The sequence below is a fragment of the Thalassotalea sp. G2M2-11 genome, from assembly GCF_017168195.1.
Classification (GTDB): domain Bacteria; phylum Pseudomonadota; class Gammaproteobacteria; order Enterobacterales; family Alteromonadaceae; genus Thalassotalea_E.
Genome location: NZ_JADNYL010000002.1, coordinates 1,045,355 through 1,058,890 on the forward strand (window position 1 = coordinate 1,045,355; position 13,536 = coordinate 1,058,890).

Below are 13,536 nucleotides of genomic sequence, written 5' to 3' on the forward strand. Positions count from 1 at the left end.
CAACCACAGAGACAACATCAACGCTAGCCACATTTAGAATCGCCGCAATTTAAACAGGTGGCGCAACCATCGAGTAACACCACGGATTTTTGATGGCATTTTGCACACTTACTTGCCGTTGCCGGAAAGGCGTTTTGCTCACTTTGTTGTTCTGCCATCGCTGCTTGCTTTTTTTGTTGAATATAAGCTTGCTGATGCGCGTCAATTTCGCTGCTCGGTAGCATATCTAAGGTTTTGAGGTGCGTTTCGATAGTATGACCAATATCAGCCACCACGGAAGGCATAAAAATACCTGTTCCCCGTTGATAGTAACCCCCTTTTGGATCAAATACTGCTTTTAATTCCTCGACTAAAAAGGTGCAATCCCCTCCCTTGCGAAATACCGCTGAGATCACGCGCGTCAAAGCGACTACCCAAGAATAAAATTCCATGTTCTTTGAATTGACAAAAATTTCAAACGGACGACGAATTTCCTGTTCTGTGTCTTGATTAAGCAAAATATCATTGATAGTGATATACAAGGCGTGATCAGAAATTGGTGGTTTGATCTTATAGGTTGAGCCAATTAACATTTCAGGCCGTTGAATGTTTTCATTTAAATTGGTGGTTGGCGCATTCGCCGCTTCGGTTTCTTCTGCTTCGGCGCTTTTCACTTTAACCGCCGTGATTGTTTGATTAATTTCTCTCATTTTTTTGTCCTCTAGCTCTAAGATTAAAGCTTGCCGTAATAGCCTTCTTTTAACGCATCATGCAAATTAGCAGCGGTGTGTGTTTCACCGTCGTAGATTAATTCTTCATTACCTTTAGCCGTGATCACTGTCCCGTCATCTAAGGTAAACTCAAATTCTACAGAGGCTAAATCCGTTTCTTTAACTAACACTCCTTGATGTACTTCAGGATTAAATCTAAAGGTGGTACAGCCTTTAAGACCTTTATCGTAGGCATACATATAAACATTCTTAAATGCCTGATAATCAAAGTCTGTCGGTACATTGATGGTTTTTGAAATAGAAGAGTCTACCCAATATTGTGCCGCAGATTGAATATCAACATGTTCCTCAGGAGTGATGCTCTCACTGGCCACAAAGTATTCAGGTAGCTTGTTTTGCTCATCCGCACCATACACTTGAGCGTCACCATTGACATAGTGGCGATAAGCAAGTAATTCAAAACTGGCCACAGCAACCGATTCTTTTGACTTTTTACCTTCACGTATAATATTGCGGTGATATTCATGGGCAAAGCTTGGTTCAATACCATTCGAGACATTATTGCCTAGACTTAGCGCTAATGTGCCAGTAGGCGCGATCGAGGTATGATGAGTGAAGCGAGCCCCTACTTCTGCAAGTGCTTCAATTAGCTCTGGTTGTTCTTCAGCGATACGTTGCATATAACGGCTATATTTTGCATGTAGTACCGAACCTTTGATCTTATCGCCAACTTTAATACCATCAGCTCTCATTTCTGGGCGTTTGGCTAGCATATGCTCGGTGACCACAAAAGACTGAGCAAGTACTGGTGCTGGACCTTTCTCTTTGGCTAAATCAAGTGCCGCCTGCCAACCGGTAATGGCCATAACTTTTGACACTTCTTCAGTAAATGCCACGGCTTGCGGGCTATTATAAGGAATTTTCAACATGGTCAAGGCAGAGCCTAACCCTAAATATCCCATACCGTGTCGGCGTTTGTTTTGAATTTCTTCTTGCTGTTGTTTAAGCGGTAAACCATTAATTTCAACAACATTATCTAGCATACGCGTAAAAACATTGACCACTTCTTTAAATTTGGTCCAATCAAATTGAGCCTCATCGGTAAACGGTTGCTCAACAAACTTCACTAAATTCACCGAACCAAGTAAACAAGCACCATGAGGAGGAAGGATTTGCTCGCCACATGGATTGCTGGCACGTAACTGTTCACAAAACCAATTGTTATTGTATTCATTGGCATGATCAATCAATAAAAATCCAGGTTCAGCGTAATCAAACGTATTACTCATGATCATATCCCATAAACGGCTTGCTGGGATGCTGTCATATATTTTACAGGCGATTTGCCCTTGTTCATTGACAATATAATCATGTTTTTTTACATAATCATCGGCAAAGTAGTTTTCGCGAAAATGAATGTTAGCCGTATCTGATAGTTCGATTTTATCTGCCGCTAATTCTTTTTGCGAAATGGGAAACACCAATGGCCAGTCTTGCTCATTTTTTACTGCTTCAACAAATTCATCAGTGATCAATAACGACAAATTAAACTGCCTTAATCGCCCATCTTCACGTTTTGCTAAAATAAACTCTTTCACATCGGGGTGAGAGATATCAAATACCCCCATTTGTGCGCCGCGTCTTCCGCCTGCCGAACTGACGGTAAAACACATTTTGTCAAATATATCCATAAATGACATTGGGCCAGAGGTACGGGCACCAGCACCGGCAACATAAGCACCACTAGGGCGCAAGGTTGAAAATTCATAACCTATGCCGCAACCAGCTTTGAGTGTTAGGCCGGATTCATGAACACGTGAAAGTATGCCGGTCATTGAATCTTCGATAGTGCCAGACACAGTACAGTTTATGGTTGATGTTGAGGGTTTAAACTCACTAGCTCCTGCATTAGCAATGATCCTGCCCGCCGGATACGCGCCTGACTTAAGCGCCCAAAGAAACTTCTCACGCCATTGTTTCTTTTGCTTAGGTTCAATATCTGCTAACGCATTAGCAACACGGGTAAAGGTTTCTTCAATAGAATGTTCTTGTGGCTGACCCGTTTTATCTTTGAGTCGATATTTTTTATCCCAAATATCGAGTGAGGCCGCTTGTAATTGAACTTGAGTATCAGCAGATTCGAGCAATGTCTCAGACATGTTTTCCATCCTTTTATCATTGTTATTTTTTGCAATAGTTTACGAAGCAAAGACAAAAGGAAAAGCCAAAACACTATATATTGCGATCTAAATCAAATAAAAACACAATATATAGATAAAATTAAAAATTGGCATGAAAATAAAATAGCAGCTCTCAATTTCATTATTTTGTGACAAATATCACCAAAAGGAGTTAAGGCAAATGCTCACTCGCCAAATAATCATGAGACTGCATTTCCTGTAAGCGCGATAAACAACGCTTGAACTCAAATGCTAAGCCACCATGATGATAAAGTTGTTCCATCGCAACTTCGGCAGAAATGATTAATTTCACATTTCGTTCGTAAAATTCATCCACCATGGCGATAAATCTTCGTGCGGCATCATCACAATCCACATCCATTTGTTTGACATTAGCGAGTAAAACCGTGTGATAAATTCGGCTTAATTCCATATAGTCACTTTGACTTCTCGCTGATTCACATAACACCGCAAAATCAAAATGTATCACCCCTTTAGATTCTTCAATTGCCGCGAGTTGACGATTGTTGATCTCGATATCAATATTGGCCTGCCCTTTTTCTACCGATAACTGCTCAAAATATTGATGTAAATTTTGTTCAGCTTTCTGATCGAGTGGGAAGTGATAAATTTCCGCCTGTTCTAAGGTGCGTAAACGATAATCCACACCACTATCAACATTAACCACATCACAATTAGCGTTGATCAATGCAATTGCCGGTAAAAAACGGGCACGTTGCAGGCCATTACGATAGAGCTCATCAGGGATAATATTCGACGTTGCCACTAGGGTGACATGATGAGCAAATAATTCCTCAAACAAGGTGCCTAAGATCATGGCATCGGTTATGTCTGATACAAAAAACTCATCAAAACAAATAATGCATGTTTCGTCGGCAAAACGTTTAGCAATAATTTTCAGAGGATCTGCATGACCAGATAAAGACTTAAGCTCTTGATGAACACGGTGCATAAACCGGTGAAAATGCACGCGCATTTTATTATTAAAGGGTAAGCACTCATAAAAAGTATCCACTAAATAAGTTTTACCACGACCAACACCGCCCCAAAAATATAACCCTTGCACATGCCGACGCTCAGACTTTGCCACCACACGCTTCCAACGGTTTAACACCTTTTTAAAACCTTTTACCGGTAAGGGTTTATTTTGTAGATCTTCAAACAATCGCTGTAATTGTTTTACCGCGTGTTCTTGCGCAGCATCATATTGAAAATCATCACGAGCTAAATCTTGGTTATACTTTTCTATGGGAGACAGATTAATCATTGCTATTATTTAATTAGGTAAGTTTTTATGCTTGAAAAATAAAATTTAGTATACATATTTAATTTTCAAGTAAATGAAACTTACTAGAGTGTGTTAATCTCTATTTTCACCAATTTTTTCCGCGAATACAATTTTCCGCGACTAGATAAAAGGTATAACCGTTATGAATATCGTTATTGGAATCATCATTTTTGCTGTTGGCGCTTTAGTAGGTTTCGTCGCTAATAAAATGTTTTCAGCAAATGAACAAGAACAGAAACAACTTGCTGAAAAAGCCAATCAAAGCGAAGCAACGCTGGCCCAATATAAATTAGATGTCGCTGAGCATTTAGATAATTCCACGCAATTGCTAGAGCAGATGAATGCTACTTGCCAAAAAGCCATGAAACAAATGGAGCAAAGTACTAAGTTATTGCAACAAGCGACCCCAGATGAAAGTGACGTGATGCCATTTTTCTCAAAAGAAACTCAGGAGCAATTAGCACAAACCGTAGCACTTCGTCACACTAAAAAAGCGATTCGACAACAGGAAGGTGCCATCACTGAGCCACCATTAGATTACTCAGGAGAATCGAGTGGCCTGTTTGCTGATATGAAACAACCTGTTACAAATACTGAAAATAAAGAGTAGGAACTTCTTTACGCTAAGAAAGTCTCTACTTGGGTATAAAATAGTTCATTAGGAGAATTTTTACACATGAAAAAAATGTCTGTTTTAGTGGGTAGTATTTTACTTTCAAGTTCTTTAGCTTTATCCAGTTTACCCAGTCATGCCAACTTGCCACCATCAATAAATGGGCAGCAATTACCAAGTTTAGCCCCGATGTTAGAACAAGTGACTCCTGCAGTGGTGCTGATCTCCGTTAGAGGCACTCATGAAATCAAGCAGCGTAATGTGCCCGACGCCTTTAAATTTTTCTTTGGCAACCCAAGGCAACAACAATCCCCGACAAGAGAACGGCCTTTTCAGGGATTAGGATCTGGGGTGATTATTAATGCCGAAAAAGGTTACATCGTCACCAACAACCATGTCATTAATGAAGCCGATGAAATTCAAATCACTTTAAAAGATGGCCGACAATTAGAAGCAGAAAAAATTGGTGCTGATGAAAATACCGATATCGCACTGTTACAAGTCGATGCAGAAAATTTAAAACAAATCACCATTGCCGATTCTGACAAATTAAGGGTCGGAGACTTCGCCGTTGCTATCGGTAGTCCCTTCGGCTTAGGTCAAACTGTAACCTCAGGTATTGTCAGTGCCTTAGGCCGTAGTGGTTTAAATGCCGATAATTTTGAAGACTTTATTCAAACGGATGCCGCGATCAACAGTGGTAATTCTGGAGGTGCACTGATCAACTTAAATGGCGATCTTATCGGTATCAATACTGCCATCATTGGTCCTAGTGGTGGCAATGTCGGCATTGGTTTTGCCATCCCAAGTAATATGGTGAAAAACCTAGTCGATCAGATTATTGAATATGGTGAAGTACGCCGTGGTGTACTTGGTGTTGCTGGCCGAAGTGTCACTGGCGAATTTGCAGAGGCGATGGAGTTAGAAGAGGCACAAGGCGCATTTGTTGAACAAGTCACTAAAGATTCAGCAGCTCAAGAGGCCGGTATTGAAGCTGGCGATGTGATCACTAAAGTCAATGGTAAAAAAATACGCTCATTTAGTGAGTTACGCGGAAAAATTGGTTCTATCGGTGCGGGTAATAAAGTCAAATTAACCGTGATCAAATCAAACGGTAAAACCAAAACCTACACTGTTACCCTCAAAAATACCGAATCAGCCAGTGTCGAGCCTGCCAGTATTCATCGGATGCTTGAAGGTGCTAAGCTCGATAACAACACCGATGGCTATGGTATCAATGTTACCGATGTTGAAAGTGACTCCCCTGCAGCTATGATAGGCCTGCGCAAAGGCGATATTATTGCTGGCATCAATCGTCAACGTATAAAAAATATTGCCGAGTTAAGGGATTATTTAAAAGATAACAAAGGTATCTCATTACTGAACATTATCCGCGGTAATACTAACCTGTTTATTCGTATTCGATAACCTATATTGATAAGTGAAAACGGTGCTTAATTGAGCACCGTTTTTTATGCCTGCTCAAATAGCCATTTAGCGCAAATCCAACAAAAATCATTAACGAAGTTAAAAGTTTATGCTACTCTTTCGGTTAAAATAGAATAATAAAACCACCGCTTTGAAACTAAAAAACATAATAAAATACATATTAAATTCAGCAAGTTATGGAATACTACTTGCGGTAATGCTCTTATTGCTTGTGCCTGAGTTGCGCGAAAGTAATGCTTCATGGTGGAATATATTCCAGCTAAAAGATAAACCACAACCTGCACTGTCATACGCCAAAGCCGTTAAGCTAGCCGCGCCCGCTGTTGTTAATATCTATTCAGAAGAAATACAAAGTAATCCAAATTACCTTCGTTCGCCTCGTAAAATCAATCGATTAGGCTCAGGCGTGATTATGGATAGTAATGGCTACTTATTGACAAATTATCATGTCGTACAAAATGCTAACCTGATCAATGTACTCTTACAAAATGGTCAACAGCATCATGCGGAATTAATTGGTTATGATATTTATACTGACTTAGCAGTCTTAAAAGTGAATGCTAAAAATTTGCCGGTCATCCCGCAAAACGTCAATCAAAAATCAATGGCAGGCGATGTCGTACTAGCAATTGGTAACCCATTAAACTTAGGGCAAACCATCACGCAAGGCATTATTAGCGCCACTGGCCGTATTGGCTTGAGTAACACCAGTTACCTCCACTTTTTACAAATGGATGCGGCGATCAATAAAGGCAATTCCGGAGGCGCATTAGTCAATACCAATGGTACATTGGTTGGTATCAACTCAAGACAATTCACTGAAATCAATCCACAACTCAATGATATTCAGGGAATATTTTTTGCTGTGCCGTATCAGTTGGCCTATAAAGTCATGCGACAAATTATTGAAAACGGTCGGGTAGTGCGAGGCTACTTGGGCGTTATTTCAGATCATTACAATCACACTGTTAAAGGTTTTACTATTACCGGCATAGAGCCTAATGGCCCAGCCGATCTAGCCGGACTGAAAATTGGCGACGTAGTTTACAATATTGCCGGTAAACCGATAGAAAGTATTACTCATGCCTTAGATTTAGTGGCTGAAACAGATCCTGAGACGGTATTACAATTTCAAGTGTACCGTGACAAGCAATCACTAACGATTCCGGTAAAAATCATCGAAAAACGTGGAATTTAAAACGGCGCTAATATCATTGATATTAACGCCGCTTTTTTAGCTCAGAGAGTGTTTGTTATCAGTATTAACTCACATTAACTCTAGTAATATTTGCACCGAGTGCTTGTAGCTTATCTTCAATATGCTGATAGCCACGATCGATATGATAAATGCGATCCACTTGCGTTTCAGTGTCTGCAACCAGCCCTGCAATCACTAAGCTGGCAGAAGCGCGGAGATCGGTTGCCATTACTTGCGCACCAGTTAAACTTTCAACCCCTTTGGTAATAGCAGTATTACCTTCTAAGGTAATATCAGCTCCCATACGCTGTAACTCTGGCACATGCATAAAACGGTTTTCAAAAATGTTCTCAGTGATGGTTGCCGTGCCCTTGGCAACCGCATTCAGCGTAACAAATTGCGCTTGCATATCAGTTGGAAAACCAGGGTGAGGAGCGGTGCGAATATTCACCGCTGTTGGGCGCTTATCCATCGATAGCTCGATCCAATCATCACCAGTATTCACCGTCGCTCCGGCTTCTTCTAACTTACGAATGACCGCATCTAAACTGCTCGGCTCAGTATGTAAACACTTAACTCGACCTTGTGTCACGGCAGCAGCCACTAAAAATGTGCCTGTTTCAATGCGATCAGGCATCACTCGGTATTCATTGCCACATAAACGCTCTACACCTTCTATGGTTAAAGTATCAGTACCTGCACCTGAAACTTTAGCGCCCATCGCATTTAAGCAATTAGCTAAATCAACAATTTCAGGTTCACGTGCTGCATTTTCAATAACCGTAGTGCCTTGTGCTAATGCCGCAGCCATCATCAAATTTTCAGTACCTGTAACACTGACAGTATCCATGAAAATATTGGCGCCTTTTAGGCGACCTTGGTTACGGGCAATAATGTAGCCATTTTCAACATCAATATCAGCACCCATTAACTTCAAACCATGAATATGCAAATTCACTGGTCTAGCGCCAATAGCACAACCGCCAGGTAATGAAACTTCAGCATGGCCAAAACGCGCTAACAATGGCCCTAAGACCAAAATAGATGCACGCATAGTTTTGACTAACTCGTAAGAAGCCCGATGTTGGTCAACATTACTGGCATCAATGATAAGAGAACTTTCATCTAACCATTTAACATCCGCGCCCAATTGAGTTAATAACTTAACACTGGTATTGATATCATTTAGCTTAGGTACATTATGAATAGTAATTGCAGTTTCAGATAATAAGGTGGCCATTAATATAGGCAAGGCAGCATTTTTAGCGCCAGAAATAGTAACTTCACCTTGTAGTGGCTTTCCGCCAATAATTTTAAATGCGTCCAAAAGAGTCTCTTTTATAAATTAACTGAAATTATAGAGGAAGGTTAAACATTTTCTCACGTTGCCAATCAGCAGTGGTAAATGTTTTCACAGTCACAGCATGAATTGAACCGTCATTAATTGCCGATGCTAAAGGGGCAAAGACAGTTTGTTGCTTTTTAACCCGACTTAAATCCGCAAAAAAATCAGCGACCGCAATTACCGTACATTGTGAACCATCAAATTTCACGTGTAATTCAGCTAAATCAAGTGCGTCATTAAGTAATTTTTCTATATCAGAAACTTCCACATATCTCTCCTATTTTCAATAGTGACAGTGATTATATGTGTTATTCCACTGGCAAGAAAGAATCTACCGCACTTAATTTTGCTAATTTGATTAACTCGTGCGGTATATTGATAATTTTCAACGATATAGACTGTTGTTTCGCATACTCAATAATGAGCAACAACCAAGCAAGACCGGCAGTATCTGACTGAGTCACTTTAGCTAAATCAATCAATTGAATTTGCTGGTTGAGCAAGCCAGTTGATTGTTTTTCAAAACGCTTTATCACGGTACGACGTGTTAACTCACCGGTAACAACTAATCGTTTCCCTTGTTGTTGAACATTGACTTTATCCACTAGCAGAACCTACTTAAAAACAATGTCTTTGTCGGCTTTTTCTTTTAGCATAGCGGTCACATGCGGCAAGCCTTTTTGTCTGATAAGACTACCTAATTCCGCCTGCTTACTATCTAATAAACTCACGCCTTCAGCGACCATGTCATATGCTTTCCATTCATTGGTATTTTTACTTTTTCGCACACGAAATGAAATATCAATGGGTTCTCTACCTGGTTCAACAACGGTGGTTTTAACGGCAACAACCCGCTCGTCACTAAAATCTTTTGCTGGGGCAAACTTAACTTCTTGCTGATCATACAAAGTAAATACTTGCGCATATGAGGTGATCAAGTAATCACGAAATACCGGCACAAATTCCGCTCGCTCACTTTTAGTTGTTTGCCTAAAGTTACTACCGATCACTTTAAACGCCGCATATTTATAATTGATATAAGGCAACAATTCTTCACGTACGATAGTCTTAAGTAAATTAGGTGTTTGCCTAATTTGGTTTTGTTCATTAGCAAATCGTTTGAATGTCATATCAGCAACAGCACGGATCATGGCATAGGGGTCTTTGGTATTGACCTCGCTCCTTTGCTCAGAGCCACCATCTGCAGCAGCATTATAAATTGTTGCTTGTGAAGCTACTGCCGCGTCATGGAAATCAAATGCCGCAACACTGTTCGTTGTCAATAAAGTGCTAGCAAATATGGCACTGGCTAATAAACACGATTTTTTATGACTAAACATTAATTTCTCTTCCATTATTAATCACCACTCCCTTGGCTAAATAAAAATTGTCCGATCAGTTCTTCTAACACGAGAGCCGGTTTAGTGTCTTCAATAAAGTCGCCTTCAACTAGCGTTTCAACTGACTCATCAATAAACCCAGGCAATAACCCGATATATTGTTCACCAAGCAAACCTGCCGTCAATATGGAGACCGACGTTGCCTCAGAAAAATTGTCATATTGTGCATAAATTTCTAACGTGACAACCGGTGTATAATCTTCTTCATCAAGTGAAATCGCACTGACTCGCCCGACAATAACACCACCAACTTTAATTGGTGAACGTACTTTCAAACCACCAATATTATCAAATTTCGCATACAAATTATACGTTTCACCATTACCTGAAATGCCACTATCAGCAACTTTCAGTGATAGCATCAACAAAGCAGCAATACCTATTGCTGCAAATAATCCAACGAATAATTCAACTTTTTTTGACACCATGTCATCCACCAAGTTCTCAAAATAAAAACAAAAACACCTAATTCACTCTATTATTTAGTGAACATCAGTGCTGTTAAAATAAAATCTAACCCTAATACTAATAATGACGATTGCACCACAGTTGCAGTCGTTGCTCGACTGATACCTTCCGATGTTGGCTCACAATCGTAACCTTTATATACCGCTATCCAAGTCACAACAAAAGCAAAAACCACACTTTTGATCATGCCATTTAATATGTCTTTTTCAAACGAAACCTGCGACTGCATTACCGACCAAAAAGTACCGCTATCGACACCAAGCCAATCGACACCAACAAGATGAGCGCCTAATATTCCCACGGCTGAAAAAATTGCCGCTAATAAAGGTAGAGAAATAAAACCAGCCCAAAAACGTGGCGCTATTACACGACGTAAAGGATCTACCGCCATCATCTCCAAGCTAGACAACTGCTCCGTCGCTTTCATCAAACCAATTTCAGCAGTCAATGCAGAGCCTGCACGGCCAGCAAAAAGGAGCGCGGCAACTACAGGGCCGAGTTCTCGCAATAAAGACAAAGCGACCATAGGACCTAAACTTGCTTCCGCACCATAACCGACCAAAATGGTATAACCCTGTAAGGCGAGTACCATACCGATAAAAGTACCAGAGACAATAATGATGATCAGCGATAATACCCCAACGGAAAACAATTGCTCGATAAGCAATGGCGTGCCTTTACGCGGGTTAGGTATGTGTGACAACGCAGACACCAGCATTAAAATAGCACGCCCCAATGCACTAGTGCGTTCAATAACTTTGCGCCCTAATCGAATAAGTGAGTCAATGATCATATTGATTTACCTAGTAATTCGTCCTGATAAGCGGCTGCTTTATAATGAAACGGTACCGGCCCATCAGCTTCACCTTTAACAAATTGTTGCACCAAAGGCGACTGTTGTTGAGTAATTTGCTCAGGCGTGCCATGACCAATAATTCTCTGCTCAGCAATGATATAAATGTAATCTGCAATCGACATCACTTCAGCCACATCATGAGAAACCACCACAGAAGTTAAACCGGCAGCATCATTGAGTGCTTTGATCAAGCGCACAATAACGCCCATAGAAATAGGATCTTGACCAGCAAAAGGTTCATCATAGAGTATCAATTCAGGATCCAACGCTATTGCTCGTGCTAATGCGGCACGTCTTGCCATACCGCCAGATAATTCACTGGGTTTTAACTCGCGCGCCCCTCGAAGGCCTACCGCTTCAAGCTTCATCAACACCATTTTTTCAATCAGTGTTTCTGATAATTTAGTATGCTCGCGAATGGGAAATGCAATATTGTCGTAAACCGACATGTCCGTGAACAAGGCGCCACTTTGAAATAACATACTCATACGTTTACGCACTGAGTACAGCTCCTGGCGAGACAAAGTCGGTATATTTTTGCCATCAAACAATATCTTGCCAGACTCAGGTTTTAACTGGCCACCGATCAGGCGCAATAAGGTTGTTTTACCTATACCACTAGGCCCCATGATCGCGGTCACTTTTCCTTTCGGGATGGTTAAACTGATGTCATCATAGATAACACGCTCTTCCCGTTTAAACGTCATATTTTGAATATCAACCAGAGTTTCTGACATATAAAATCAACTGAACCATCGAAATTGTTAATAGACGGTGAATTCTACCTCAGCAATACTTAGACTTCATCCGAAAATCGTAATTTATTGTAATCAGCCTACCGAGTGAAATGTAAAAAAATGTGAGTATTCTCAGTTCCAAGGGGGTTTTATGCTGATGTCAGCAGGTTTTCTTGATTTTTTGCCATAAAAATACCACTCTTTTGAACATTTTACTCTTTTGCCCTTTTTTTTTTACTCGCAACCAGCGACAATTCAGCCTCAGATTCTGGAGTGTTTAATGCTTGTTCAAATAATAATTTTACTTATTTCATTAGTGACCTTAGTTTGGAGTGCTGACAAGTTTGTTTTTGGCGCCTCTTCTCTGGCTAGAAATGTTGGTATTCCGCCAATGATTATCGGCTTAACCATAGTTGCAATGGGTTCATCAGCGCCAGAAATGATGATAGCTGCCACCGCCTCTTTAAATGATAATCCAAACACTGCTATTGGTAATGCCATTGGTTCAAATATTACCAATATCGCTTTAGTGCTAGGGATCACTGCGATACTTCACCCGCTTTCTGTCTCATCAAGTACCGTAAAGCGTGAAATACCGCTCATTTTAGCCATCACCGCATTAGCTTACTGGATGCTGTCTGATCATCACTTCAGCTTTATTGAGGGGCTAATACTGATTATTGGTTTTTTTGCTTATATCATTACTCTTTTAGTCATCACACTCAAACGTTCTAAAGAAGATACATTTGACGATGCAATGCTCATTGAAGCAGAGCAAGAAATACCTGAAGGCGTAGAAACACCAACCGCCCTAATATGGCTTACAGTCGGCATGATTCTTTTACCGTTAAGCGCTCATTATCTTGTCGATGCCTCTGTCTTTATTGCCAAAGCATTTGGGATTAGTGATTTGGTTATCGGCTTAACAGTGATTGCCATTGGTACTAGTTTGCCCGAACTTGCTGCCAGTTTAATGAGCATAGTCAAAAAAGAAGACGATCTCGCCCTGGGTAATATTATTGGCTCAAACATTTTTAATATACTGGCAGTTCTATCGTTGGCAGGCCTAATCGCCCCAGGTGAAATAGACAACAATGCCTCATTACGTGATGCGCCTTATATGTTAGGGGTCACACTGCTGTTGTTTATTTTGTGCTTTAGCCGTCATTTTGGTAATTTCCGTATCACCCGCTTCAAGGGTATTCTACTACTCATTACCTTTGTCGCTTATCAACTGCTATTATTTAGTCAATTAAAGAATTAATCACGCC

14 protein-coding genes are annotated in these 13,536 nt (G+C 40.5%); 4 read left to right on the plus strand and 10 right to left on the minus strand.

Annotated elements, in window-relative coordinates:
* Positions 1–23: 23 nt before the first annotated feature.
* The 3 genes from IV514_RS10535 to zapE form a co-directional block, all read right to left on the minus strand.
* Complete coding sequence (locus IV514_RS10535; RefSeq protein ID WP_206485176.1) at positions 24–689, minus strand: NrdJb; 666 nt, start codon at positions 687–689, stop codon at positions 24–26.
* 23 nt (positions 690–712) lie between these two features.
* Positions 713–2,869, minus strand: a complete 2,157-nt coding sequence (locus IV514_RS10540) for an adenosylcobalamin-dependent ribonucleoside-diphosphate reductase (RefSeq protein WP_241242281.1) — start codon at positions 2,867–2,869, stop codon at positions 713–715.
* 193 nt (positions 2,870–3,062) lie between these two features.
* Entirely contained in the window at positions 3,063–4,178 is a 1,116-nt protein-coding gene (gene zapE, locus IV514_RS10545) for a cell division protein ZapE (protein WP_206485178.1), read from the minus strand.
* A gap of 163 nt (positions 4,179–4,341) precedes the next feature.
* On the opposite strand from zapE, the gene IV514_RS10550 reads away from it, so the two are divergent.
* From IV514_RS10550 to IV514_RS10560, 3 genes are all read left to right on the plus strand, one after another.
* Positions 4,342–4,809 (plus strand): DUF1043 family protein, encoded by a 468-nt coding sequence (locus tag IV514_RS10550; RefSeq protein WP_206485179.1) that lies wholly within the window; start codon positions 4,342–4,344, stop codon positions 4,807–4,809.
* 66 nt (positions 4,810–4,875) lie between these two features.
* The gene (locus tag IV514_RS10555; RefSeq protein ID WP_206485180.1) at positions 4,876–6,240 is read left to right on the plus strand and encodes a DegQ family serine endoprotease; all 1,365 of its coding nucleotides are present in this window, start codon (positions 4,876–4,878) and stop codon (positions 6,238–6,240) included.
* A gap of 217 nt (positions 6,241–6,457) precedes the next feature.
* Positions 6,458–7,459, plus strand: coding sequence for a trypsin-like peptidase domain-containing protein (locus IV514_RS10560; protein ID WP_206485181.1), 1,002 nt, complete (start codon positions 6,458–6,460; stop codon positions 7,457–7,459).
* Between the two features lie 64 nt (positions 7,460–7,523).
* On the opposite strand, the gene murA is transcribed toward IV514_RS10560, so the two are convergent.
* Genes murA through mlaF form a run of 7 tightly spaced genes read right to left on the minus strand, consistent with a single transcriptional unit; the run spans position 7,524 to position 12,265 of the window.
* Positions 7,524–8,786 carry a UDP-N-acetylglucosamine 1-carboxyvinyltransferase gene (gene murA, locus IV514_RS10565; protein WP_206485182.1) on the minus strand — a complete coding sequence of 421 codons (1,263 nt, stop codon included), beginning with the start codon at positions 8,784–8,786 and terminating at the stop codon, positions 7,524–7,526.
* Between the two features lie 28 nt (positions 8,787–8,814).
* Positions 8,815–9,072, minus strand: coding sequence for a BolA/IbaG family iron-sulfur metabolism protein (locus IV514_RS10570; protein ID WP_206485183.1), 258 nt, complete (start codon positions 9,070–9,072; stop codon positions 8,815–8,817).
* A gap of 40 nt (positions 9,073–9,112) precedes the next feature.
* Positions 9,113–9,409: an STAS domain-containing protein gene (locus IV514_RS10575; protein ID WP_206485184.1), complete on the minus strand. Its 297-nt coding sequence runs from the start codon at positions 9,407–9,409 to the stop codon at positions 9,113–9,115.
* Between the two features lie 9 nt (positions 9,410–9,418).
* Positions 9,419–10,159: an ABC transporter substrate-binding protein gene (locus IV514_RS10580; RefSeq protein WP_241242282.1), complete on the minus strand. Its 741-nt coding sequence runs from the start codon at positions 10,157–10,159 to the stop codon at positions 9,419–9,421.
* A gap of 2 nt (positions 10,160–10,161) precedes the next feature.
* Positions 10,162–10,632, minus strand: a complete 471-nt coding sequence (mlaD, locus tag IV514_RS10585) for an outer membrane lipid asymmetry maintenance protein MlaD (RefSeq protein ID WP_206485185.1) — start codon at positions 10,630–10,632, stop codon at positions 10,162–10,164.
* A 50-nt stretch (positions 10,633–10,682) separates the two neighbouring features.
* On the minus strand, positions 10,683–11,462 hold the full coding sequence (gene mlaE, locus IV514_RS10590; protein WP_206485323.1) for a lipid asymmetry maintenance ABC transporter permease subunit MlaE: 780 nt from the start codon (positions 11,460–11,462) through the stop codon (positions 10,683–10,685).
* Complete coding sequence (mlaF, locus tag IV514_RS10595; protein ID WP_206485186.1) at positions 11,462–12,265, minus strand: phospholipid ABC transporter ATP-binding protein MlaF; 804 nt, start codon at positions 12,263–12,265, stop codon at positions 11,462–11,464. The genes mlaE and mlaF overlap by 1 nt, the downstream gene beginning before the upstream one ends.
* A 280-nt stretch (positions 12,266–12,545) precedes the next feature.
* Here mlaF and IV514_RS10600 point away from each other — a divergent pair, with 280 nt between their 5' ends.
* Positions 12,546–13,529, plus strand: a complete 984-nt coding sequence (locus IV514_RS10600; RefSeq protein ID WP_206485187.1) for a calcium/sodium antiporter — start codon at positions 12,546–12,548, stop codon at positions 13,527–13,529.
* Positions 13,530–13,536: the final 7 nt, after the last annotated feature.